22 protein-coding genes are annotated in these 22,836 nt (G+C 31.8%); 16 read left to right on the top strand and 6 right to left on the bottom strand.

Annotated elements, in window-relative coordinates; all coding sequences use genetic code 11:
• The first annotated feature begins 83 nt into the window (after positions 1-83).
• Positions 84-449, top strand: a complete 366-nt coding sequence (locus Ollyesu_RS11730; RefSeq protein WP_279301412.1) for a hypothetical protein — start codon at positions 84-86, stop codon at positions 447-449.
• Here the strand turns inward: Ollyesu_RS11730 and hutH are convergent.
• On the bottom strand, positions 446-1,957 hold the full coding sequence (gene hutH, locus Ollyesu_RS11725; protein WP_279301411.1) for a histidine ammonia-lyase: 1,512 nt from the start codon (positions 1,955-1,957) through the stop codon (positions 446-448). The two genes, Ollyesu_RS11730 and hutH, sit on opposite strands and share 4 nt — an antisense overlap.
• A 128-nt stretch (positions 1,958-2,085) precedes the next feature.
• Between hutH and Ollyesu_RS11720 the strand changes: the two genes are divergently transcribed.
• Positions 2,086-3,138 carry a TlpA disulfide reductase family protein gene (locus tag Ollyesu_RS11720; protein WP_279301410.1) on the top strand — a complete coding sequence of 351 codons (1,053 nt, stop codon included), beginning with the start codon at positions 2,086-2,088 and terminating at the stop codon, positions 3,136-3,138.
• 78 nt (positions 3,139-3,216) lie between these two features.
• Here Ollyesu_RS11720 and Ollyesu_RS11715 read toward each other — a convergent pair whose 3' ends face one another.
• Complete coding sequence (locus tag Ollyesu_RS11715) at positions 3,217-4,773, bottom strand: NAD(P)H-hydrate dehydratase (protein WP_279301409.1); 1,557 nt, start codon at positions 4,771-4,773, stop codon at positions 3,217-3,219.
• A 227-nt stretch (positions 4,774-5,000) separates the two neighbouring features.
• Between Ollyesu_RS11715 and thrA the strand changes: the two genes are divergently transcribed.
• The 9 genes from thrA to Ollyesu_RS11670 all read left to right on the top strand — a co-directional run bounded on the left by thrA (position 5,001) and on the right by Ollyesu_RS11670 (position 14,272).
• Positions 5,001-7,442 (top strand): bifunctional aspartate kinase/homoserine dehydrogenase I, encoded by a 2,442-nt coding sequence (gene thrA / locus Ollyesu_RS11710; RefSeq protein ID WP_279301408.1) that lies wholly within the window; start codon positions 5,001-5,003, stop codon positions 7,440-7,442.
• A 141-nt stretch (positions 7,443-7,583) separates the two neighbouring features.
• Positions 7,584-8,513, top strand: coding sequence for a homoserine kinase (locus Ollyesu_RS11705; protein ID WP_279301407.1), 930 nt, complete (start codon positions 7,584-7,586; stop codon positions 8,511-8,513).
• A gap of 88 nt (positions 8,514-8,601) precedes the next feature.
• On the top strand, positions 8,602-9,894 hold the full coding sequence (gene thrC / locus Ollyesu_RS11700) for a threonine synthase (protein ID WP_279301406.1): 1,293 nt from the start codon (positions 8,602-8,604) through the stop codon (positions 9,892-9,894).
• 9 nt (positions 9,895-9,903) lie between these two features.
• Positions 9,904-10,284 carry a VOC family protein gene (locus Ollyesu_RS11695; RefSeq protein WP_279301405.1) on the top strand — a complete coding sequence of 127 codons (381 nt, stop codon included), beginning with the start codon at positions 9,904-9,906 and terminating at the stop codon, positions 10,282-10,284.
• 113 nt (positions 10,285-10,397) lie between these two features.
• Entirely contained in the window at positions 10,398-10,907 is a 510-nt protein-coding gene (locus Ollyesu_RS11690) for an energy transducer TonB (RefSeq protein ID WP_279301404.1), read from the top strand.
• A gap of 332 nt (positions 10,908-11,239) precedes the next feature.
• Complete coding sequence (gene gcvT, locus Ollyesu_RS11685) at positions 11,240-12,310, top strand: glycine cleavage system aminomethyltransferase GcvT (RefSeq protein ID WP_279301403.1); 1,071 nt, start codon at positions 11,240-11,242, stop codon at positions 12,308-12,310.
• Positions 12,311-12,341: 31 nt separating this feature from the next.
• The gene (locus Ollyesu_RS11680) at positions 12,342-13,175 is read left to right on the top strand and encodes a sugar nucleotide-binding protein (protein ID WP_279301402.1); all 834 of its coding nucleotides are present in this window, start codon (positions 12,342-12,344) and stop codon (positions 13,173-13,175) included.
• Positions 13,176-13,200: 25 nt separating this feature from the next.
• A complete protein-coding gene (locus Ollyesu_RS11675) occupies positions 13,201-13,494 on the top strand; it encodes a 4a-hydroxytetrahydrobiopterin dehydratase (protein ID WP_279301401.1) in 294 nt (97 codons plus the stop codon).
• Between the two features lie 61 nt (positions 13,495-13,555).
• On the top strand, positions 13,556-14,272 hold the full coding sequence (locus tag Ollyesu_RS11670; RefSeq protein ID WP_111659427.1) for a YebC/PmpR family DNA-binding transcriptional regulator: 717 nt from the start codon (positions 13,556-13,558) through the stop codon (positions 14,270-14,272).
• A 66-nt stretch (positions 14,273-14,338) separates the two neighbouring features.
• Here the strand turns inward: Ollyesu_RS11670 and Ollyesu_RS11665 are convergent, their stop codons facing one another.
• Complete coding sequence (locus tag Ollyesu_RS11665; RefSeq protein ID WP_279301400.1) at positions 14,339-14,854, bottom strand: hypothetical protein; 516 nt, start codon at positions 14,852-14,854, stop codon at positions 14,339-14,341.
• Positions 14,855-14,926: 72 nt separating this feature from the next.
• Positions 14,927-15,382, bottom strand: a complete 456-nt coding sequence (gene bcp / locus Ollyesu_RS11660) for a thioredoxin-dependent thiol peroxidase (RefSeq protein WP_279301399.1) — start codon at positions 15,380-15,382, stop codon at positions 14,927-14,929.
• A 46-nt stretch (positions 15,383-15,428) separates the two neighbouring features.
• Here bcp and nth point away from each other — a divergent pair, with 46 nt between their 5' ends.
• On the top strand, positions 15,429-16,076 hold the full coding sequence (nth, locus tag Ollyesu_RS11655; protein WP_279301398.1) for an endonuclease III: 648 nt from the start codon (positions 15,429-15,431) through the stop codon (positions 16,074-16,076).
• Between the two features lie 35 nt (positions 16,077-16,111).
• Here nth and Ollyesu_RS11650 read toward each other — a convergent pair whose 3' ends face one another.
• Together Ollyesu_RS11650 and Ollyesu_RS11645 are read right to left on the bottom strand one after the other, a co-directional pair.
• A complete protein-coding gene (locus Ollyesu_RS11650) occupies positions 16,112-16,267 on the bottom strand; it encodes a hypothetical protein (RefSeq protein ID WP_279301397.1) in 156 nt (51 codons plus the stop codon).
• Between the two features lie 56 nt (positions 16,268-16,323).
• Positions 16,324-16,908 (bottom strand): sigma-70 family RNA polymerase sigma factor, encoded by a 585-nt coding sequence (locus tag Ollyesu_RS11645; RefSeq protein ID WP_279301396.1) that lies wholly within the window; start codon positions 16,906-16,908, stop codon positions 16,324-16,326.
• A gap of 235 nt (positions 16,909-17,143) precedes the next feature.
• Between Ollyesu_RS11645 and uvrA the strand changes: the two genes are divergently transcribed.
• The 4 genes from uvrA to Ollyesu_RS11625 all read left to right on the top strand — a co-directional run bounded on the left by uvrA (position 17,144) and on the right by Ollyesu_RS11625 (position 22,813).
• Positions 17,144-19,927: an excinuclease ABC subunit UvrA gene (gene uvrA, locus Ollyesu_RS11640; RefSeq protein WP_279301395.1), complete on the top strand. Its 2,784-nt coding sequence runs from the start codon at positions 17,144-17,146 to the stop codon at positions 19,925-19,927.
• Between the two features lie 43 nt (positions 19,928-19,970).
• The gene (locus Ollyesu_RS11635; protein WP_279301394.1) at positions 19,971-20,558 is read left to right on the top strand and encodes a hypothetical protein; all 588 of its coding nucleotides are present in this window, start codon (positions 19,971-19,973) and stop codon (positions 20,556-20,558) included.
• A gap of 140 nt (positions 20,559-20,698) precedes the next feature.
• Positions 20,699-21,400 carry a hypothetical protein gene (locus tag Ollyesu_RS11630; protein WP_279301393.1) on the top strand — a complete coding sequence of 234 codons (702 nt, stop codon included), beginning with the start codon at positions 20,699-20,701 and terminating at the stop codon, positions 21,398-21,400.
• Between the two features lie 156 nt (positions 21,401-21,556).
• On the top strand, positions 21,557-22,813 hold the full coding sequence (locus tag Ollyesu_RS11625) for a hypothetical protein (RefSeq protein ID WP_279301392.1): 1,257 nt from the start codon (positions 21,557-21,559) through the stop codon (positions 22,811-22,813).
• The last annotated feature ends 23 nt before the right edge of the window (positions 22,814-22,836 follow it).

The raw sequence follows: 22,836 nt of genomic DNA, 5'->3' as shown, positions 1-22,836 counted from the left end.
ACGAAATTTAGTTCTACGGTATACGCAAATCGAAGAAATAGAGAGGCAACAATTAATTTTGTAAAGAATTAATAATCGCTATTATGATAAAAGAATTAAAGTTTTGTACACTTCTATTTTCTGATAATTATGTTATATCCACTATAAATGAAGGTGTCATATTTGGTAAAGTCGAAAGTAGATTACAATCCAGTGAAATTTTAGATGTTTTTAACGATAAACCTTTTGTTTATATATCAAATAGAATAAATTCTTACTCTGTTGATCCAACTATTTACATAGAATCTTCTCAGATATGTAATCTTTCTGGATTTGCAGCTGTCATTGGTGAGTTTTCAAATAGAAATGTAGAGGTAGAACGTTTATTTTTAAATAAACCATTTGAATCCTTCTCTAATCTTGAAGATGCAAAGATTTGGGCAAACAATATTCTAAGCAAAGTTGTTTAATTAAACAACTCATCTGAGTCTATAATTATAGTTGTAATAAAGTCTATTGAAGCTTCTATATCATCGTGTAATATTTCATCTTCTTTAATAAACGGTACAACTTGACGATAGCTTGATAAAAATTGTTCTATAAAAGGACTAGATTTTAATGGTAGTCTAAAATCTAATGCTTGTGAAGCATTAAACAATTCAATAGCTAACACGCGCTCTACATTATTTACTAACTTATAAGCTTGAGTTGCAGCGTTGGCTCCCATACTAACGTGATCTTCCTGTCCGTTACTAGACACAATACTATCTATAGAGGCTGGAGTAGCTAATTGCTTATTGGCACTAACTATACTTGCAGCTGTGTATTGCGGAATCATAAACCCAGAATTTAATCCTGGATTATTTACTAAAAATGCTGGTAATCCTCTTAATCCTGATACTAATTGAAACACTCGACGTTCAGAAATGTTACCTAATTCTGCCATAGCTATTTTTAAATAGTCTAATGCTAAAGCTAAAGGTTGACCATGAAAATTTCCTCCAGAAATAATTTCATCCTCATTTGCAAAAATATTTGGATTATCTGTAACCGAATTAATTTCTATAACAAAAGTCTTTCGTACAAATTCTAATGTATCTTTAGTTGCGCCATGAACTTGCGGAATACATCTAAAACTATATGGATCTTGTACATGCTGTTTTTCTTGGTTTATAATTTCACTTCCTTCCAAAAACTCACTTACACGTGCTGCTGTTTTTAATTGTCCGTTATGCGGTCTAACTAGATGAATTAACTGATTGAATGGCTCTATTCTACCATCAAAAGCATCAATAGATATACTTCCAATAAGATCTGCTAAATAAGATAATTTATAAGATTTTATAAGCAAAAAAATACCGTAAGCACTCATAAACTGAGTACCATTTAACAATGCTAATCCTTCTTTAGATTGTAATGTAATTGGTTGCCAACCAAAATGCTTTAATACATCTTCTGCTTCTAAAACAGCATCTTTATAATACACTTTACCTTTTCCAATTATGGGTAAAGACAAATGTGCTAAAGGTGCTAAATCTCCAGATGCACCAAGCGATCCTTGTGTGTAAACTAATGGTAAGATATCATTATTGTAAAAATCGATAAGTCTTTGTACAGTTTGTAATTGCACTCCAGAATGTCCATAACTTATTGACTGAATTTTTAACAACAACATGAGTTTAACTATCTCATTTGGCACTAAATCTCCAGTACCACAAGCATGAGACATCATTAAATTTTCTTGAAGTTTTGTTAAGTTTTCTTTAGAAATCTTAACGTTGTATAAAGACCCAAAGCCAGTGTTTATACCATATATTGGTCTTGTTTCTGCTTTTAATTTTTTGTCTAGATATAATCTACAGTTTTTAATTTTATCAACAGATTCATCAGATAATTTTAATTGCTTTTGCTCTAAAATTATAGTTTGGATAGCTTCCAAATCTAATGACTTTGTGGATATTATATGTGCAGAATTCATGTCGTTTTTTATCTCTTTTCAAAAATCATCATTACATTAATAATATGCAAGGAATTGTTAATAATTAAACAAAATCTTTAAAACTAGTTTTATTCTCTATATTTTTGGCAAAAATTAAAACTAAAACAATGAAAAAACTATTAGTTTGTTTAGCAATAGTATCTATAATTGCTTGCAAAAAAGAAGCACCAAAAGATTATGCAACCTTTTCTGGTAAAATAGAAAATAAAAACAGTGATTCTTTAGTTGTTTATCAAGGAAGAACATTTAATAAAACTATTAAAGTTAATGAAGATGGTACTTTTAGTGATACCTTAAAAGTTAATCCAGGATTATATGGCGTGTATGATGGGAAAAGTCAAACTTATATCTTTTTAGAAAATGATATGGATGTTAAAATGACAATTGATGCAAAAGATTTTAAAGAATCTGCTTCATTTTCTGGTAAAGGTGCAGAAAAATCTAACTTTTTAATCGAAAAAAATAAATTTGAAGATAAACTAGTAGATATTGAAGCTTTAAAAAGCTTAGATTCTACTGGATTAGAGAGCAAAATAGAAGACATTAAAAAACAAATGTTAGCATTTTATGATAAAAATAAAGCTGTAGATTCTACTATTATTGCTAATTCTATAAAACAAGTAGAACCAAATTTAAATGGTTTAAAAAGTTATGTTTTAGGAAGTATTAAATTAAAAGAGCAATTTCCTGTTGGGTCACCATCACCTACGTTTGAAAACTATGAAAACTTTAAAGGTGGAACAACATCTTTATCTGACTTAAAAGGAAAATATGTGTATATTGATGTTTGGGCTACTTGGTGTGGACCTTGTATTGGTGAAATACCGTCATTACAAACTTTAGAAAAAGATTACGAAGGAAAAAATATTGCTTTTGTAAGTATATCTACAGATAACGGAAGAGGTTATAGAGCTAACAGTAAAGAAGAATCTTTTGCACTAGCAAAAGAAGGTTGGAGAAAGATGATTGAAGACAAAGAGATGAGTGGAATTCAGTTATTTTCTGATAAAGCGTTTGAATCTGATTTCGTAACGGGTTATAAAATTAACTCGATTCCAAGATTTATTTTAATAGATCCAAATGGTAATATTGCAGATGCTGATGCACCAAGACCTTCTTATCCAAATATAAAAGCCTATTTTGAGGCTTACGGAATTTAAAAAAATAATACTGCATAATAAAAAAAGCGAACTTTTAAGTTCGCTTTTTTTATTGAATTCTATTATACAGCACTAAAACTATTTCTTTTCTTTTTCATTAGCCTCTTCCACTTGTGGTGGTTCTGGTTGTTTAAATAAATCTAAATAAGCTAACGGAATACCTTCAATAACATGACTAGCAATAAAGCTTTGATAACCTAACTCTTCTACTAGCAAATCTGCAGATTTACCATGTAAATACACACCAAAAATGCTTGCTGCTAACGCATCATAACCTTGAGCGATTAATCCTGTTATCATTCCTGTTAATACATCTCCTGTTCCTGCAGTAGCTAAACTTGGATTTCCTGTAGCGTTAACATATAATTTATCACCATAAACCGTTATGGTATTTGCACCTTTTATTACGACTATACATTTGTATTTTTTAGATAAGGCTTTAGTTTTTTTAAGTTTATCAAAATCGTCTGTCCACTTTCCTATTAATCCTTCCAACTCTTTTGGATGTGGTGTTAACACTGTGTTTTCAGGTAGTAATTTTAATAGTGTTTTCTTTTTAGCCAATATATTTATTCCATCTGCATCAATTACTAATGGTTTGGTGTTTGTTTTTAAAAACGCTTCAAAAGCAGACATTGTTTTGGTATCTGTTCCAGCTCCTACTCCAAATGCCACAACATCAGGCTCTATCTTAAAGTCTATTTTTGTTAGTTTTTCATCATCAATATCAGTAATAACCATTGCTTCAGGAAAACTCGATTGTAAAGGTATATAACCACATTTAGGCATGTAAGCTGTCACTTTTCCAGCTCCAATGGTTAAAACTCCACGACTGGCAAGTGTGACTGCACCAATTTTACCATAACTTCCACCTATAACTAACGCATGACCAAAATGACCTTTATGACTGTACTTTTCTCTTGGTTTGTAAATTGGTAAAACTTCGTTTTTACCAATTAAATCAGCTTCTGTTGGCGTTGTAAATAAGTATTCTGGATCAATCCCAATATCTAAAACTTCCCATTGTACAGTATATTTGGCTGTTTCTGGTAGAAAAAAAACTAGCTTTGGAGTCTGAAAACTTAATGTATATCCAGCATTTACAACACATTCTTCATCTTTTGGCACTGCATCTGTTTCTAATCCAGAGGGTACATCAATAGATAAGACAAATGCTTTTGTATCTCTAAAATGATTAAATAATTGCTTCACCCATGTCACAATGGGTCTATTTAAACCAATACCAAATATAGCATCAACAATGATATCTTTTTCGTCTATTTCTGGTAATTCTTTAGCATCATTTAGTAATAAAGGCCAATCTTTAGTCGTGCTTTTAATACGCTCGTAATTAACTAAAAAGTCTTTAGATCGTGTTTTACTATAGTTAACTATATAGGTTTTAACATTATAACCATGCGTAATTAAATGTCTAGCAACTACTAATCCATCACCTCCATTATTACCAATACCACAAAAAATATGAATGGGTACTTGTGCACCTTGCATACGCAAATGCAACCAATTAAAAATTTGTGTTCCTGCACGCTCCATCAACTCGGTAGAAGTAATCCCTTGTTTTTTAGAGGTTAATGCATCTCCTTCATAAATTTGTTCTTTCGAAAATATTTTCATTTTTAATAAAATATTGGCTATTAATTGTCAATCTCATAAAAATTGACTTTTGGTTTTTTTCATAAAAGTAAAAGTAATACATTTGATAAGTATAGACGCATAAAATGAAAAAAACACATACTATTTTTACATCAATTATGACCATTACCCTTTTGGGTTAATCGCTATATATTTCTCCTGTTTGAGTAGTTTTAAAAGCTACAAGTCCCATAATAAATATTAAAACAATGAAAGTATTAAAATTTGGCGGAACCTCTGTAGGTTCAGCTCAAAACATAAAAAGAGTCATCGATATTCTTCAAAAAGAAGCATTGACTAGTCCTATAGTTTGTGTGGTTTCTGCTATTGGTGGAATAACTGATAAGCTATTACAGGCTGGAGAATTAGCAAAACAAAAAGATGAAGCGTATTTGACAGTATTTGATACTATTAAATCCATTCATTTTAAAGCTATTGAAGAATTAGCACCAAATTCTAAATCTATTTTATCTGAAGTAGAAAACAAATTTAACGACTTAAAGCAACTGCTAAATGGCATCTATTTAATTAACGAATTATCTCCAAAAACCTCAGATAAGCTAGTCAGTTTTGGTGAGCTACTATCTTCGTTTATCATTGCTAAAACAATGGAAGATATGGGTTTAAATACAGTTTTAAAAAATAGTCAAGAGCTTATTATAACTAATTCTAATTTCTCAAAAGCAGAAGTTAATTACAAAGTGACTAACAAAAATATAACCGATTACTTTAATAAAGCAAATCAGCAAATTACTATACTTCCAGGTTTTGTATCAAAATCACAATTGGGTGAAACGACCACTTTAGGACGTGGTGGATCAGACTTTACTGCTGCTATTATTGCAGCAGCTCTAAAGGTGGAACAGCTAGAAATCTGGACAGACGTTAGTGGTATGTATACAACTAATCCAAAATTAGTAAAACAAGCCTATCCGATTTCTAATTTATCGTATCAAGAGGCTATGGAATTGTCACATTTTGGTGCTAAAGTACTATACCCTCCAACGGTTCAACCAGTTTTAGATTTAGCAATCCCAATACATATAAAAAACACGTTACAACCAGAAGCTACTGGTACAATTATTTCTAATCAAAATAATGGAAACAATTTAACTGTAAAAGGTATTAGTCATATTGACAATGTTGCATTATTGACTTTAGAAGGTAGCGGAATGGTTGGTATACCTGGGTTTTCAAAACGTTTGTTTGAAACTTTAGCTAACGAAAAAATCAACATTATTTTTATTACGCAAGCATCTTCAGAACACTCAATTTGTTTTGGTATTGATGAAAGCAATGCAGAACAAGCAGAACAAGCCATAAATTCTACCTTTGAAAACGAAATCTCTTTACATAAAATCAATCCTATTACTGTTGAAAAAGGCTTATCCATTATAGCCTTAATTGGCGACAATATGAAAAGTCATCAAGGTATTAGTGGTAAATTATTTAGCACGCTTGGTAAAAACAATATTAATGTCAGAGCGATAGCACAAGGTGCTTCAGAAAAAAACATCTCTGCAGTAATCAATGCAAGTGATGTAAAAAAAGCTTTAAATAGTGTTCACGAACGCTTTTTTGAAGTTAACACCAAACAACTTAATGTCTTTATTACTGGAATTGGTAATGTTGGTGAAAAACTAATCGATCAAATCCAGCAGCAACATTCTTTTTTAAAGAAAAACTTAAAATTGGATGTCAAAATTGTGGGTATGGCCAATTCTAGAAAAATGATTTTTAATCCAAAAGGAATCGATTTAAACAATTGGGCAGCACAATTTCATCATGCTGATAAATCAAGTATTGAAGGTTTCTACCAAAAAGTCATCGAGTTAAACTTAAGAAATAGCATTTTTGTAGACATAACTGCAAACCATGACGTTTCTAAAGTTTACGAAAACTATTTAAAGCAAAGTGTAGCTGTGGTTGCGTGTAATAAAATAGCCTGTTCTGGGAGTTATGCCGAGTATAAAAACTTACAAGATTTATCACTTAAATACAATGCGCCATTTTTATACGAAACTAATGTTGGTGCAGGATTACCAATAATTAATACACTAAATAACTTAGTTGCTTCAGGTGACAAAGTGATAAGTATTCAAGCAGTATTGTCTGGAAGCTTAAATTTTGTCTTTAATAATTTTAGTGATAAAAAGAATTTTCATGATACCGTTAAGCAAGCACAATTTGAAGGGTACACAGAACCAGATCCTCGCATTGATTTAAGCGGAATTGATGTGGCTAGAAAAATATTAATATTAGCTCGTGAAAACGGAGTACCAATGGAAATAGATGACATTGTAAATGAGTCGTTTTTAACTAAAGCTAATTTAGAAAGTGATTCTGTAGATGATTTTTATGAAACTTTAATTACAGACGAGGCTCATTTTCAAAAGCTTTACGCATCTGCAAAAGCAAATAATTATCAGTTAAAATATGTTGCTGAATATAAAAATGGTAAAGCAAAAGTAGGCTTACAAGAAGTGCCAGAAGGTCATCCGTTTTACAATTTAAAGGGAAAGGATAACATTGTCATGTTTTACACACAACGCTATCCAGAACAACCGTTAATTGTTAAAGGTGCTGGTGCTGGAGCAGATGTTACTGCGTCTGGTTTGTTTGCAGATATTATCAGAATTGGAAATAAATAAAATAAGTTTGCAGTGTTCAGTTGCAGTAGTCAGTGACTCACTCAAATAAATACTCTTGTGAGGTTTAAATACCTTGTAGACATTAAAATTAAAAATAATGCTTTCGCGGAAATTAACATTCGTGAATTCGTGGTAAAAAACATGAACGAAATCAAAATATTTTCACCAGCAACTGTTGCTAATGTTTCCTGTGGATTTGACGTCTTGGGCTTTTGCTTAGACACTATTGGTGACGACATGGTGATTAGAAAAACGACTGAAAAAGGGATTAGAATCTCTAAAATTGTTGGAGCTGATTTACCTTTTGAAACTGATAAGAATGTTGCAAGTGTATCTGCATTAGCCTTATATAATGATGCACAACCAGATTGTGGTTTTGAGATAGACATCTATAAAAACATTAAACCTGGAAGTGGTATTGGTAGCAGTTCTGCGAGTGCTTCTGGTAGTGTTTTTGCTATTAATGAGTTATTAGGACGACCATATAATAAGACACAACTCACCCAGTTTGCTATGAAAGGAGAAGCTATTGCTAGTGGTTGTGAGCATGCAGATAATATTGCACCAGGTATTTTTGGTGGTTTCACTTTAGTTAAAAGCACAACACCATTACAAGTGTTACAATTACCAACTCCTGACGATTTATATGCAACCATCATTCATCCTCAAATAGAAATTAAAACGTCTGAAGCACGTGCTATATTACCAAAAAACATTCCGTTACAAGACGCCATAACCCAATGGTCTAACGTTGGAAGTTTAGTTCATGCATTACACACCAATAATTATAATTTATTAAGCAATGCATTAAAAGATGTTGTGGTTGAACCTTACAGAAGTCAACTGATTCCAAATTTTGATGTGGTTAAATCTGAAGTTATAAAAGCAGGTGCTTTAGGAGCAGGAATTTCAGGTTCTGGACCTTCTATATTCACATTATCTAAAAGTAAAAAAACTGCTGAAGCTGTTGCTAAAGCGATGCAAAAAGTTTATTCTAAAACAGAGATTAATTTTAATACTTATGTGTCTAAAATTAATACAGAAGGAATTAGAATAATGAAAAATGAATAATTTATAATGATGAATTTGTCATTCTGAACATAGTGAAGAATCTCAAATCAACGAATTAACAAAAAAAACAAATCAACTAAATTCAGTAATGAATTACTACAGTCTCAACCATAAAGCACCAAACACCACGTTTAAAGATGCAGTCATCAAAGGATTAGCACCAGATAAAGGTTTATATTTTCCTGAACGTATTACACCTTTACCTGCTTCATTTTTTGAAAATATTTATGATTTAAGTTATAACGAGATTGCTTTTGAAGCCTTACAACAATTTGTCTTTCCAGATATCCCAAAAGATGTCTTAAAAACAATTATTAAGGAAACGTTATCGTTTGATTTTCCTGTGGTAAAATTAAACGACAATATATCTACTTTAGAGTTGTTTCATGGACCAACTATGGCTTTTAAAGATGTTGGCGCACGATTTATGGCTAGATGTTTAGGTTATTTTAATCAAAATAATACTAACGAAGTGACGGTTTTAGTAGCCACTTCTGGTGATACAGGTGGTGCAGTTGCCAATGGGTTTTTGGGCGTTAAAGGTGTTAATGTAGTTATCCTTTATCCTTCTGGAAAGGTAAGTGAGATACAAGAAAAACAACTGACTACGTTAGGACAAAACATTAAAGCATTAGAAGTCGATGGTGTTTTTGACGATTGCCAAGACATGGTTAAACGTGCGTTTTTAGATGAGGAATTAACTAGCAAAATGCAATTGACCTCTGCAAACTCTATTAATGTAGCACGATGGTTACCACAACTACTCTACTTTATGTTTGCCTACAAACAATTACATAATACACATAAAGAGATTGTATTTTCTGTACCAAGTGGAAACTTTGGAAACGTGTGTGCTGGTATGATGGCACAACAATTAGGCTTACCTATTAAACATTTTATTGCGTCAAATAACCAAAATAACGTTGTAACTAATTATCTAAAAACAGAAATTTATAATCCAAAACCATCTGTTCAAACTATTAGTAATGCTATGGATGTTGGCAATCCGAGTAATTTTATTCGTATCCAAGAAATCTATAACAACAACTTTAATAGTTTAAAGGACAATTTATCCTCTTATAGTTTTACAGACGACGAAACTAAGGTGGCTTTAAAAGAGATATACGACAACTATAACTACGTAGCAGATCCACATGGAGCAGTTGGATATTTAGGATGTAAAGCCTATTTAAAATCTAATCCTAATGCACATTGTGTGTTTTTAGAAACTGCACATCCAACCAAGTTTTTAGATGTGGTTGAAGACGTTATTATAGAAAAACAATCGTTACCAAAGCAAATACAATCGGTTATGGGTAAAAACAAAGTGGCGACTAAAATTAGTAGTTACAACCATTTAAAAGCATTTTTATTAAAGTAATTAAATACTATGACTTTTAGCTTAAATCATATAGCCATTTCTGTACAAGATGTCAATCAGTCTATAGATTTTTATAAAAAAGTGTTTCAACTACAAGAGATTGAAAATACAGCTTCAAACTCAAAAACAAGATGGTTATCGTTTGATGATGGTAGACAATTACACCTTATACCAAGACCAGAATTAAAAGTCGTAACCAATAAAGCAGTTCATTTTGCGTTATCAACGCCTCATTTTGAAGCATTCATTACACATCTTAACAACCTAGATATAGCCTATTCAGATTGGAAAAATACACCAAACAAAGATTACATTAGAAAAGATGGTATACTACAAGTGTATTTTCAAGATCCAGATGGCTATTGGATAGAGGTTAATAATCAAGTTTGACCATTTGACTTTATCATTTTTTTCAATTAACTTCGAATTAAAACTAACTTCTGATAAAGAACATTGAAACGATTCCTTATCATCATAAAGTCGGCATACATTTATAACCTTATATGAAACTATCTTACTTTAAATACATTTTTGTCTTATTAGTTTGCGCTTCCTGTTCAACTTTAAAAAAAATTCCTTTAACTGGAATTGAAAAAACAAAAACCTACCCGTCTGATATACAATTCCCTGAAATCCAAATATACCCTAATAGGGTTGTAGATTCTGATGGTAATGAATGGTTCGTAATTCGCAAAAGTTTATCTTTTGTAAATTGTCCTGAAGGTAAAAATAGCGAACGTGAAAATTGTTTCAATGAAACCATTAAATCACACTTTGAAAAAAACATCTCTTATCCAAAAATTGCCCAAAAAAATAGAATTGAAGGAATTGTAAAAGCTAAATTTAGAGTTGATCCAAATGGAAATATTTCTCATATATCTGCTACAGGAAACGAACATCTACTAGATGAAGCTATAAGGTTATTAAATTCTCTTCCTCAAATTACACCAGCAAAATATCGAGGAAAAGGGATTGAATTTAAAATTGAGACTAAAATAAATTTTTCCCTATAGTGCTTTGATTAAAAAAACGTGCTATAACAAAGTATATAATTTATTGCTAGTTTTAGCCTACTTACGAAAATCCTTGCGGATTTTCTATTGGGTTTTATTTGCTAAATTAGGTGTTTAAATACGCAACAAACCATATACAACAACGTTAGTTTTTATTCAAAACATCAAAATTTTTATTCAATAAAACTTTAGATATTTTTCGTTTTATTGACTAAAAATAACTTTCACCTTTTATTATTTTCTTTCCTTAAATCAACTCAATATTTTTCAATACTTTTGTTTGACTAAATTTTACAAAATTTCCGCTTGACGGTAAAACAAAAATATATTTAATGAAAAATACAGCGTTAACAGCAACTCACGAAGCACTTGGTGCAAAAATGGTCCCATTTGCAGGTTACAATATGCCTGTACAGTATGATGGTGTTAACATAGAACACGAAGCAGTTAGAACAGATTGTGGTGTCTTTGATGTTAGTCATATGGGAGAATTTTTAATCTCTGGACCACATGCGTTAGACTTAATACAAAGCATATCTAGTAACGATGCGTCAAAACTAACCGTTGGTAAGGCACAGTATAGTTGTTTACCTAATGATACTGGTGGAATTGTGGACGACTTAATTATTTATAAAATTAAAGAAGAGCAATACCTTTTAGTGGTTAATGCTAGTAATATAGAAAAGGATTGGAACTGGATTAGCTCTAAAAACACTGTTGGTGCAGAGATGCGCGATTTGTCCGAAGACTACTCCTTACTTGCTATACAAGGTCCTAATGCAGTACAAAAAATGCAAGCTTTATCCAGTTTAGATTTGTCTGCTATCAAGTTTTATAATTTTGAAGTTGGAGATTTTGCTGGTATAGAACACGTAATCATCTCAGCAACAGGTTACACAGGTAGTGGTGGTTTTGAAATCTATTGTAAAAACAATGAGGTTAAACAAATTTGGGATAAAGTGGTAGACGCTGGAGCAAAACCAATAGGTTTGGCTGCACGTGATACTTTACGTTTAGAAATGGGTTACTGCTTGTATGGTAATGATATTGACGATACTACTTCACCTCTTGAAGCTGGTTTAGGTTGGATTACAAAGTTTACTAAACCATTTACCAATAGTGAAGCATTAGAAGACCAAAAACGTCGTGGTGTTGACCGTAAGTTAGTCGCTTTCGAGCTGGATGAGCGTGGCATCCCAAGACAAGGGTATGATATTGTAGATGGACAAGGTAAAAAAATTGGAGAGGTTACTTCTGGCACCATGTCACCAATGTTGAATAAAGGTATTGGCTTAGGGTATGTGCCAACTGTTTTTGCAGATGTTAACAGTAAAATAAATATCCAGATTCGTAAAAACGCAGTTCCAGCAACGGTTGTTAAGTTACCATTTTATAAAGGGTAAATATGGTATTCTTTTTGAGAAGTAAAGATTAATGAGGAAGAAAAAAGATAACAAACATCGTATACTTATTCTTGGAGCCAGTGGGTTTTTAGGTCAAGCCATCTATAAAGAACTCTGTGGTTATTTTAGAACGTTTGGTACCTATTGTAGAGATAATCGTGCCTTTAGTAAGAACCAACATTATTTTCAATATAACATTGAAGAAGACGATATTTTTGAAATCTTAGATATTGTCAAACCTACCATTATTATTTCTGCTATTCGTGGTAATTTTTCGGCACAGGTGATTGCGCATTATCATATTGCTGAATATATCTTAGCAACCAATAGTAAATTATTTTTCTTGTCGTCTGCTAATGTGTTTGATGCGTATAGTAAATTCCCGAGTTATGAAGATGATAAAACATTAAGTCACAGTATGTATGGGCATTTTAAAATCAAAATTGAAAACATGCTGTTACGCTTGCCAAAAGCACATGTAGCCATTATTAGACTACCAATGGTTTTTGGCGCACAATCACCAAGATTACAAGAAATTAAGCTTCATTTAAGAGAAAAACTACCTATAGAGGTGTTTCCTAATTTAATAATGAATGTGACTACAGACTCTAAAGTCACGCAACAAATTCATTATATGATAAACAGAAATAAAACTGGTATTTATCATTTAGGGAGTCAAGATTTGGTACATCACGACGATTTTATAAGAGAAATTATTTTATCACTTGGTATAAAAAACCCTTTATTTAAGCAAGTATTTACTACTAACGACGATAGATATCTAGCAGTATTACCAAAAGAAAATAAGCTTCCAAAACATTTGCAATTATTAAGTCAAGATATTTTAAATGAATTAGAAGTTTAAATTCCTTATTTTTAAATAAAAAAACATGTCAAAACTTACACAAACAGAAATTGAACAACGCTTATTAAGATTACCAGAATGGGAATACTATGATAACGCGATACACGCTGAGTTTGAATTTGGAAACTTTAAAGATTGCTTTAGCGCTATGAGCAGAATGGCTTTTGAGTGTGAAGCACTAAACCATCATCCAGAATGGACTAACGAGTATAATGTACTTAAAATATCCATAACCACACATGATGCAGGTGGTGTTACAGAGAAAGATTTCAAGCTAGCATTAGCAATAGAACATATTGTTGAAGAGGACGAAGAATAGCATATTAAATTCACTTATTTTTTTAAATTTGTGACACAAATAAAAATATAACAAACTAATTATGGGAAGAGCTTTTGAGTTTAGAAAAGCACGTAAAATGAAGCGTTGGTCTGCAATGAGCAAGGCATTTACACGTATTGGAAAAGATATTGTAATGGCAGTTAAAGAAGGTGGACCAGATCCAGCTAGTAACTCGCGTTTAAGAGCTGTCATACAAAATGCCAAAGCGGTAAATATGCCTAAGGATAATGTAGAGCGTGCTATAAAAAAAGCAAGCGATAAAAGTCAAGGCGATTTTAAAGAAGTAATTTTTGAAGGCTATGCTCCACATGGAATTGCGGTATTAGTAGAGACTGCTACAGATAACAACACACGTACTGTTGCAAATGTTAGAAGCTATTTTAATAAATGTGATGGTAGTTTAGGTACTTCAGGATCTGTAGTATTTATGTTTGATCACACCTGTAATTTTAGAGTTAATGCAGAAGGATTAGATGCAGAAGAATTAGAATTAGAATTTATAGATTTTGGTGCTGAAGAAGTATTTGTTGATGATGATGGTATTTTAATTTATGCGCCTTTTGAGAGTTTCGGTGCTATACAAGCAGAATTAGAGCGTCGTGAGATTGAAATATTATCTTCTGGTTTTGAGCGTATTCCGCAAGTCACTAAACCACTAACTCCAGAACAAGCTGCAGATGTAGAAAAACTCTTAGAAAAATTAGAGGAAGATGATGATGTGCAAAACGTTTATCATACTATGGAAGAAACCGAGTAATCTCGATTTTATCATATAAAAAAGCGACCCGTTAGGTCGCTTTTTTAATTTATATGCAAATGGTTATTAGAAAATAAATTCATAACCAATGGTTACAGCATTATACTTAACAGTGTCGTTTAAGTCTATGTACGATATGTTTAATCCAGAGCATTCTGAAATTTGAAAACCGACTCTTGGTCTATATAAAAAACCACCATCTTCCAAACCATAACCATAGCCAAAGTCACTTCCTATGAAAAATTTTCCAGAATCATTATATAATCTAAATGTACCACTAAAAGATAAAAATCCTTCATCAAATTCAGTACTTATAGTTTTGTTATCATTTATTGCTAATCTAGTATAAGCCAAATGACCACCAACTTTTAAGTTGCTAGTTACTGGTAATAAATAAGTAAAATCAACAGTAAAATTTGTAGAAAATCGGTCCCTAGACATTTCATCTCCAGACGTAGTACCAATATTTACACCTAATCTTACGTCATCAGTCTTTGGTGTCTCTTCTTCCATCATGTCATCTTGTGCAAAAGCATTTATAGATAAAAAAGCTATAAATACTAGCGAAATCATTTTTTTCATATGTAAGGGTTAATTTAGTTTAGTTAATGCTAATTTAAACTTTTTTAATTACTATTAAAATTTAATTACTTATTAAAGTGCTAAAATTTGTGCAGCATGGTCTTTTGTTTTTACCTTATCTATAACATGAGCTACTACACCTTTTTCATCCACTAAAAATGTTTTACGGTGGATTCCATCATATTCTCTACCCATAAACTTTTTTAAACCCCAAACACCAAACGCATTGATAACCTCTTTGTTTTCATCTGCTAAAAGTGGAAACGGAAAATTGTATTTAGCTTTAAAATTAGCTTGGCGTTTTTCAGAATCTGCACTTACTCCTAAAATTTCATAGCCTTTATCTTGTAATGCTTTGTAATTGTCTGTTAAATTACAAGCTTCAGCAGTACAACCTGGTGTGCTTGCTTTAGGATAGAAAAAAACTACTAATTTTTTTCCTTTATAATCTGATAATGATACTGGGTTTCCGTCTTGATCATTAACTGTAAAATTTGGTACTGTATCACCTTGCTTTAATGTATTCATAGTCGTAATTTTGATTTTAATTGATTACCTCTCAAAAATACGACTAATGACTAAGCAAGAAAAGGTAGATTTTGTTATAAATACGTTAAATCGCTTATACCCAGAAATCCCAATTCCGTTAGACCATAAAGATCCTTACACCTTATTAGTTGCTGTGTTATTATCTGCGCAGTGTACTGACGTTAGAGTAAATCAAATCACACCATTATTATTTGCAAAAGCGGACAATCCTCATGACATGATTAAAATGAGTCAAGAGGAAATCAAAGACATTATAAGGCCTTGTGGCTTGTCACCTATGAAAAGTAAGGGTATTTATGGCTTGTCTCATATTTTAATTGATAAGCATGATGGTAAAGTCCCACAATCGTTTGAAGCTTTAGAAGCTTTACCAGCTGTTGGACACAAAACTGCTAGTGTTGTTATGAGTCAAGCTTTTGGTGTACCTGCATTTCCTGTAGATACACATATACACAGATTGATGTATCGTTGGAATTTAAGTAATGGAAAAAACGTACAACAAACAGAAAAAGATGCTAAACGCTTATTTCCAAAAGATTTATGGAATGACCTTCATCTTCAAATTATTTGGTATGGTCGTGAATACTCTCCAGCTAGAGGTTGGGATTTAGAAAAAGATATAATTACTAAAACCATTGGTAGAGCTTCTGTTTTAAAAGCGTATTATAAATAAAAAACGTCCTAATTATCATTAGGACGTTTCAAAGTTTAGTTTTGAAGTGCTTCAAACTTCAAATTTTTATAATTTATAACACTTAAAGCCTTAGAGTAATTAAGAATAAAACTTACTGTTTCATCTTTGGGATTCAATTTAAAATCTTGTTTTTTAGGGGTTTTCGAATGTTTAGAGTAAATTTTTGCCATTTATTTGTGTTTAAGGTTTACACAGATAACGAGCTAACTTTTACTTTATTGTATCACTAATTAGTTAATACAATATTATGTTTTTCAATCACCTTTCTCATGTTTATTAAAGCATAACGCATACGTCCCAATGCAGTATTGATACTAACACCTGTACGCTCTGAGATTTCTTTAAAACTCATATCATTGTACATACGCATCATTAAAACTTCTTTTTGGTCTTCTGGTAATTCTTCAATCAATCGACGTACATCTGCTTCAACTTGTTCTTTTACCATAGTTTTTTCAGCATTTAATGAACTATCACTAATTACCGAAAAGATGTTAAACTCGCCAGAATTATCAAATTTTGGCATTCTTTTATTCTTTCTAAAATAGTCAATGACTAAATTATGTGCAATACGCATAACCCAAGGTAAAAATTTACCCTCTTCGTTATATTTTCCTCGTTTTAAGGTACGAATAACCTTGATAAAAGTGTCCTGAAAAACATCTTCAGTGACATCTCTGTCGTAAACTTTTGAATAAATAAAACTGTAAATACGTTGTTTGTGTCTAGTAATTAAAACTTCTAAAGCAGTTTCATCACCTTTGATATAGTTACTTACTAGAACAGCGTCTGTGATTGTTTCTTTTTGCATAATCATTACTTTTAAAGCACCAAAAACAGGTTTTGGCTTGGGGTTTATAAATTAAAAAGTAATGTTTTACTATAGGCAAAAAGCTTAATTAGGTTATTGATATGTTCCAAATATAACAACAATCATTCCGAAAAAGCAAAAAAAAACTGAAGTTTTAACATTTTATTGCACAATAATCTGTTTTAAAAGGTGATCAAGTTGTGTTATCTTTGCATTCTTATTTCTAAAAACAACTATGAGTACCACGCTTTCCGAAGTAAATCCAAAAGAGAACATTATTATTAAAGGTGCAAAATTGCACAATCTTAAAAATATAGATGTTGTTATTCCTAGAAGAAAATTAGTTGTTATTACAGGATTATCTGGTTCTGGAAAATCAAGTTTGGCTTTCGATACCTTATATGCTGAAGGACAAAGACGTTATGTAGAAAGCTTATCCAGTTATGCTAGACAGTTTCTAGGACGATTAAACAAACCCAAGGTAGATTATATTAAGGGAATTGCACCAGCAATAGCTATTGAACAGAAAGTAAATAGCACCAATCCAAGATCCACGGTTGGAACCACTACAGAGATTTATGATTATTTAAAACTACTATTTGCAAGAATTGGACATACTTACTCTCCTATTTCTGGCCAAGAGGTTAGAAAAGATACGGTTACTGATGTTTTAAATTATATTAAAACCTTAGCTGAAGGCGAAAAATTATTACTGTTATCACCAATAATTTTAGAGGAAGGTCGAGAATTGCAAGACAAACTTAAAGCCTTAAATGCACAAGGTTATGCAAGGGTTAAAGCTAATAACAAAGTTATCCGCTTAGATGAAGCTAACAGTTTAAAACATGCTAAAGATTTATTTTTAGTTGTGGATAGAATTGTCACTAAAAATGATGAAGATTTTTACAACAGACTAGCAGATGCTGTTCAAACTGCTTTTTATGAAGGTAAAGGAAATTGTTTCATTGAAACATTAGCGGACAACACAATTAGACATTTTAGTAATAAATTTGAGCTGGATAGTATCGACTTTCTAGAGCCAAATGTACATTTATTTAGTTTTAATAATCCTTATGGAGCTTGTCCTAAATGTGAAGGTTATGGTGATGTTATTGGTATTGATGATGATTTAGTGATCCCAAACACAGCACTTTCAGTGTATGAAAATGCTATATTCCCTTGGAGAGGAGAAAGCATGAGTTGGTACAGAGATCAATTGGTGAATAATTCTCATAAGTTTGATTTTCCTATTCATAAACCGTATTTTGAGTTGAGTGATGAGCACAAAAACTTAATTTGGAATGGAAACCAATATTTTGAAGGATTGAATAGCTTTTTCGCTGAGCTTGAAAGTAAAGCCTACAAGATTCAAAACCGTGTGATGCTATCACGTTATAGAGGAAAAACAAAATGCAAAACCTGTAATGGTAAGCGCTTACGCAAAGAAGCTAATTACGTGAAAATTGGAAATGCAACTATAACAGATTTAGTAGAATTACCATTAAACAAGTTAGCTAACTTCTTTAACCAACTAGAATTAAATGATTACGACACCAAAATTGCAGAGCGCTTACTAGTTGAAATCAAAAACAGATTAAGCTTCTTACATAACGTTGGGTTGGACTATTTAACTCTAAACAGAAAATCGAACACATTATCTGGTGGTGAGAGTCAGCGTATAAATTTAGCCACATCTTTAGGAAGTAGCTTAGTAGGTTCTATGTATATTCTTGATGAACCTAGTATTGGATTACACCCTAAAGACACAGAGCGTTTAATTAAAGTCTTACAGTCCTTACGCGACTTAGGTAATACAGTTATAGTTGTAGAGCATGATGAAGACATCATGAAAGAAGCCGATCAAATTATAGATATTGGTCCAGAAGCTGGAACATTTGGTGGTGAAGTCGTTGCAACAGGCACATATAAAGATATTTTAAAATCAAAGTCTTTAACTGCGCAATACTTAAATGAAACTCTCAAAATAGAAGTCCCTAAAAAACGTCGAACTAGTAAATATAGTGTTGATGTTATTGGAGCTAGAGAAAATAACTTAAAAAATATTGATGTTAGCTTTCCTTTAGAAATGTTGACCGTTATTACAGGTGTTTCTGGTAGTGGTAAAAGTACTTTAGTTAAAAAAATATTATATCCTGCTATACAAAAGCAACTAACTGGATTTAGTGATAAAGCTGGGCAATTTACCGAGTTAAAAGGAAACTTTAGTAATATTCAAAATATTGAATTTATTGATCAAAATCCAATTGGTCGTTCATCACGATCTAATCCAGTAACTTACGTTAAAGCTTATGACGATATTAGAGCGTTGTATGCTAAGCAAAAGCTAAGCACAATCCGTAATTATGCTGCTAAACACTTTAGCTTTAATGTGGATGGTGGACGTTGCGAAACCTGTAAAGGTGAAGGTGAAGTGACTATAGAAATGCAATTTATGGCAGATGTCCATTTAGAATGTGAGACTTGTAAAGGCAAACGATTTAAAAAAGAAGTTCTAGAAGTTACATTTGCAGATAAAAATATTGATGATATTTTAAACCTCACTATTGATGATGCAATTACTTTTTTTGATAATAATGGTGCAAGTAAAATTAAGAACAAACTACAACCGCTACAAGATGTAGGTTTAGGTTATGTAACATTAGGGCAAAGCTCTTCTACCCTGTCTGGTGGTGAAGCTCAGCGTATAAAACTGGCTACTTTCTTAGGTAAAGGAAACACAAAAGACAAAACATTATTCATTTTTGATGAACCAACAACTGGATTACATTTTCATGACATCCAGAAATTATTAAAATCCTTTTATGCGTTAATTGCTAAAGGCCATTCTATTATTGTTGTCGAGCACAATTTAGAACTCATTAAATGTGCAGATCACATTATAGATTTAGGTCCAGAAGGAGGTGAAAATGGTGGGCAACTTGTAGCTTTTGGTACTCCAGAAGAAGTTATTAAAGTTAAAACTAGTGTGACTAGTCAATATTTAAAAGAAAAGTTGTAACATATTTATTTAATCTTCTACTAATTACTGTTAATTATCTATAATGGAAGACTTTAGTATTGAAGATATAAAAAACAATGTGTCAACCAAACCTTTAAGAAGTAGTGGCTCTAATATTGTCACGCATCGATTACAAAAGGTAAAAGACGGTTATGCCTATAAACCTACTCTTCTGTTAGTTTCAGCCTATTTATTAATGTTTTTAATTGGTTTATTATTAGTTGGTTATGCCATTTTTAAAATAGTAACTACTAATTCCTTTTCAATTTTAAAAGAAAGTTATATAATGACCGGAATTGCTACTCTATTTTTTATTGTTGGCATCTATGTTATTTACTTTTTATGTATTCCAATAAAATTTGATACATCCATTAATAGATTTTACAGAAGTTTTAATACTAATCACAAAAAGAAGAGTGCTCATTTTAAAGATATTGTTGCCCTACAAATTTTAGGTGAATTAGTCCCAAATGGAGAATCTAATGAAAATGAATATATAAGTTACGAAGTCAATTTAGTTTTACAGAATGGATTTAGAATCAATTTAATTGATTATGCTAAATTAGATATCATAACTAAAGACACTAATACATTAAGTACTTTTTTAAATGTTCCTATTTGGAAAGTATAAATTATTAGTCTTCTCTACACACTTCAAACCACCAACAAAATCAACACTTTACAAGTTTGGCACAGCTATTGAAACTATTTCATCAAAATAGCGATAGCCGAAACGCTTAATTAGTAGGCAAAATCTAAATCCTTAATACTATGAAAAAATTAGTACTATTATTTACAGGTTTGTTAATGGGATTAACAACCGTAACAGCAGAAGTTAAATCTGCATCGCAAGGTGAAGATTTAGTATCAAACAGAAATCATTTTGTGCAACCAATCTTGTTTGTAGAGCGTGGTGTAGAATTTTTAATCTTTCCTGACGGAAGCTTTGATTTTAACACACAACTAGATTATACACAAGGTGATAATTATTACAGACGTAATACTACAAGACGTAGATCCATAAATGCAACCTTTGGTGCACCAGGAACACAAGTTACCTTTTCTAATCCAAGAGATAGAGGTATGATTATTTTACACGACAGAAGTGGAAAAGTTAGACGTATAGGTAATGTGTTTTTAAATTATAACCGATTTGATCAAATTAAACGTGTTGGTTCAGTATACATTGGTTATAATAAAAGAGGTCTAGTCAATCAAATTGGTGGTATGCGTTTAAAATACAATAAGCGTGGAAAATTAATTAAAGTTAAAGGTCATGTTAACAGATATAATGCTAATTGTGGTTTTTGTGGAAATACAGTATGTGACGCCGATCATATAGGTGGACATAACCATAATGACTATGATGACGACTTTGATTTTGATTACAATGATAATGATGACTATTACTATTATAGAAAAGGCAAGAAAATTAAGAAGCCTAAGTTGAAAAACTACAGCAGAGACAAATAAGTTTTGCCTCAAATTAAAGTCCAATAAGCAGATTGTTTATTGGACTTTTTTATTTTATGAAATATTAAACTACGAAAACTCTTGTCACTACAACGTTTTCGTAGTTTGGCACGATGCTTGTAATTAAGTAATTGTTCAATCTTAAAACATTTAGTTATGAAACATTTATTCCTTTTATTATCAGCAATTCTCCTTAGTGGGTTTTCTGTTAATGCAGACACAAATACTACTCTAGACGATGGTATCATTAACAACTCTTACATTAGAGGGTATGGCAATACTTTTATTTTTGTAGAAGATGGCATTGAGTTTTCTGTTTTTCCAGATGGTCAATTTGATTTTTACATGCCAAATTATGGACCTAATGTAAACGTATCAATAAGAAACCGAAACACAAGTATTAGCTTTAACACGGGTTACGATTATGGTGCTTACGTGCAGTATGATGAGTTTGGTGCTGTTATTCAAGTTGAAAACACTCCAGTATATTATGATTATTATGGTCGTGTAACTCAAGTAGGTAACGTATTTATAAACTACAACACTCGAGGTTATGTTAGTCGTGTTGGTGGACTTTATGTACACTACAACCGTTACAACCGTTTTTCTCACTGTACTGGATTTATAAACATATATAACAGAGCTTATGTGTTTAGACCTTGGCACTCATATTACGTTATTCCACCTGTAAACTACTGTGTATTATATTCTACACCTTATAGACAATTCTATACACCTATTAGATATAGATTTGATAGACCTTACGTAAATAACTTTAGACGTAGAACTGCAGTAGCTAGTAGAAGAGGTAACATTATAAAGAGAAACAGAGCTTTAGCATCTAGAACCGAAGGTAGAAAACCTAGAGTTAACAGTACACCTCGTACAAGGGGAAATAGTACTACTGCTGCAAAACCTAGAAAAAGAGGTACAACAGCAACAAACTCTACGCCTAGAACTAGAGGAAATAGTACTGTAAACAGTAAACCTAGATCTAGAAACAATACTGGTGTTAATAGCACACCGCGAAATAGAGGTAATAATACTGTAAAACCCAAAACTAGAAACAACGGTACCATTAATAGTACACCAAGAACTAGAGGAAACAGTACAACTACTAGTAAACCTAGATCTAGAGGTAATAGTAATGCTAATACCAAACCTAGAACTTCTAGAAACAATACGGTAACTAAACCTAAAACACGAAGTAATAGAACCGTTAACAGTGCGCCTAGAACCAGTAGAAATAATCAAGCTACGACATCTAAGCCTAGAACTAGAAGTACAGTTAGTAATAGATCTAACAGAACAAATAGTAAGCCTCAGGCTAGTAGATCTAGAAGCACAGACAAAGTAAACAAATCTAGGTCATCATCTTCTAATTCAAGAAGTACAAGATCAAGAAGACAATAAACAACTATTTTAGTTGATTAGTC

This window comes from Olleya sp. YS (assembly GCF_029760915.1).
Lineage (GTDB): Bacteria > Bacteroidota > Bacteroidia > Flavobacteriales > Flavobacteriaceae > Olleya.
The sequence above is the reverse complement of the archived record's forward strand: the minus strand, read 5'-3'. Positions and strand labels throughout refer to the sequence as shown.

Bases quoted from the DNA above. Each gene is read 5' to 3' on its own strand.
- Ollyesu_RS11730 (WP_279301412.1), top strand. From the start codon at position 84: ATGATAAAAGAATTAAAGTTTTGTACACTTCTATTTTCTGATAATTAT.
- hutH (WP_279301411.1), bottom strand. From the start codon at position 1,957: ATGAATTCTGCACATATAATATCCACAAAGTCATTAGATTTGGAAGCT.
- Ollyesu_RS11720 (WP_279301410.1), top strand. From the start codon at position 2,086: ATGAAAAAACTATTAGTTTGTTTAGCAATAGTATCTATAATTGCTTGC.
- Ollyesu_RS11715 (WP_279301409.1), bottom strand. From the start codon at position 4,773: ATGAAAATATTTTCGAAAGAACAAATTTATGAAGGAGATGCATTAACC.
- thrA (WP_279301408.1), top strand. From the start codon at position 5,001: ATGAAAGTATTAAAATTTGGCGGAACCTCTGTAGGTTCAGCTCAAAAC.
- Ollyesu_RS11705 (WP_279301407.1), top strand. From the start codon at position 7,584: ATGAACGAAATCAAAATATTTTCACCAGCAACTGTTGCTAATGTTTCC.
- thrC (WP_279301406.1), top strand. From the start codon at position 8,602: ATGAATTACTACAGTCTCAACCATAAAGCACCAAACACCACGTTTAAA.
- Ollyesu_RS11695 (WP_279301405.1), top strand. From the start codon at position 9,904: ATGACTTTTAGCTTAAATCATATAGCCATTTCTGTACAAGATGTCAAT.
- Ollyesu_RS11690 (WP_279301404.1), top strand. From the start codon at position 10,398: ATGAAACTATCTTACTTTAAATACATTTTTGTCTTATTAGTTTGCGCT.
- gcvT (WP_279301403.1), top strand. From the start codon at position 11,240: ATGAAAAATACAGCGTTAACAGCAACTCACGAAGCACTTGGTGCAAAA.
- Ollyesu_RS11680 (WP_279301402.1), top strand. From the start codon at position 12,342: ATGAGGAAGAAAAAAGATAACAAACATCGTATACTTATTCTTGGAGCC.
- Ollyesu_RS11675 (WP_279301401.1), top strand. From the start codon at position 13,201: ATGTCAAAACTTACACAAACAGAAATTGAACAACGCTTATTAAGATTA.
- Ollyesu_RS11670 (WP_111659427.1), top strand. From the start codon at position 13,556: ATGGGAAGAGCTTTTGAGTTTAGAAAAGCACGTAAAATGAAGCGTTGG.
- Ollyesu_RS11665 (WP_279301400.1), bottom strand. From the start codon at position 14,854: ATGAAAAAAATGATTTCGCTAGTATTTATAGCTTTTTTATCTATAAAT.
- bcp (WP_279301399.1), bottom strand. From the start codon at position 15,382: ATGAATACATTAAAGCAAGGTGATACAGTACCAAATTTTACAGTTAAT.
- nth (WP_279301398.1), top strand. From the start codon at position 15,429: ATGACTAAGCAAGAAAAGGTAGATTTTGTTATAAATACGTTAAATCGC.
- Ollyesu_RS11650 (WP_279301397.1), bottom strand. From the start codon at position 16,267: ATGGCAAAAATTTACTCTAAACATTCGAAAACCCCTAAAAAACAAGAT.
- Ollyesu_RS11645 (WP_279301396.1), bottom strand. From the start codon at position 16,908: ATGCAAAAAGAAACAATCACAGACGCTGTTCTAGTAAGTAACTATATC.
- uvrA (WP_279301395.1), top strand. From the start codon at position 17,144: ATGAGTACCACGCTTTCCGAAGTAAATCCAAAAGAGAACATTATTATT.
- Ollyesu_RS11635 (WP_279301394.1), top strand. From the start codon at position 19,971: ATGGAAGACTTTAGTATTGAAGATATAAAAAACAATGTGTCAACCAAA.
- Ollyesu_RS11630 (WP_279301393.1), top strand. From the start codon at position 20,699: ATGAAAAAATTAGTACTATTATTTACAGGTTTGTTAATGGGATTAACA.
- Ollyesu_RS11625 (WP_279301392.1), top strand. From the start codon at position 21,557: ATGAAACATTTATTCCTTTTATTATCAGCAATTCTCCTTAGTGGGTTT.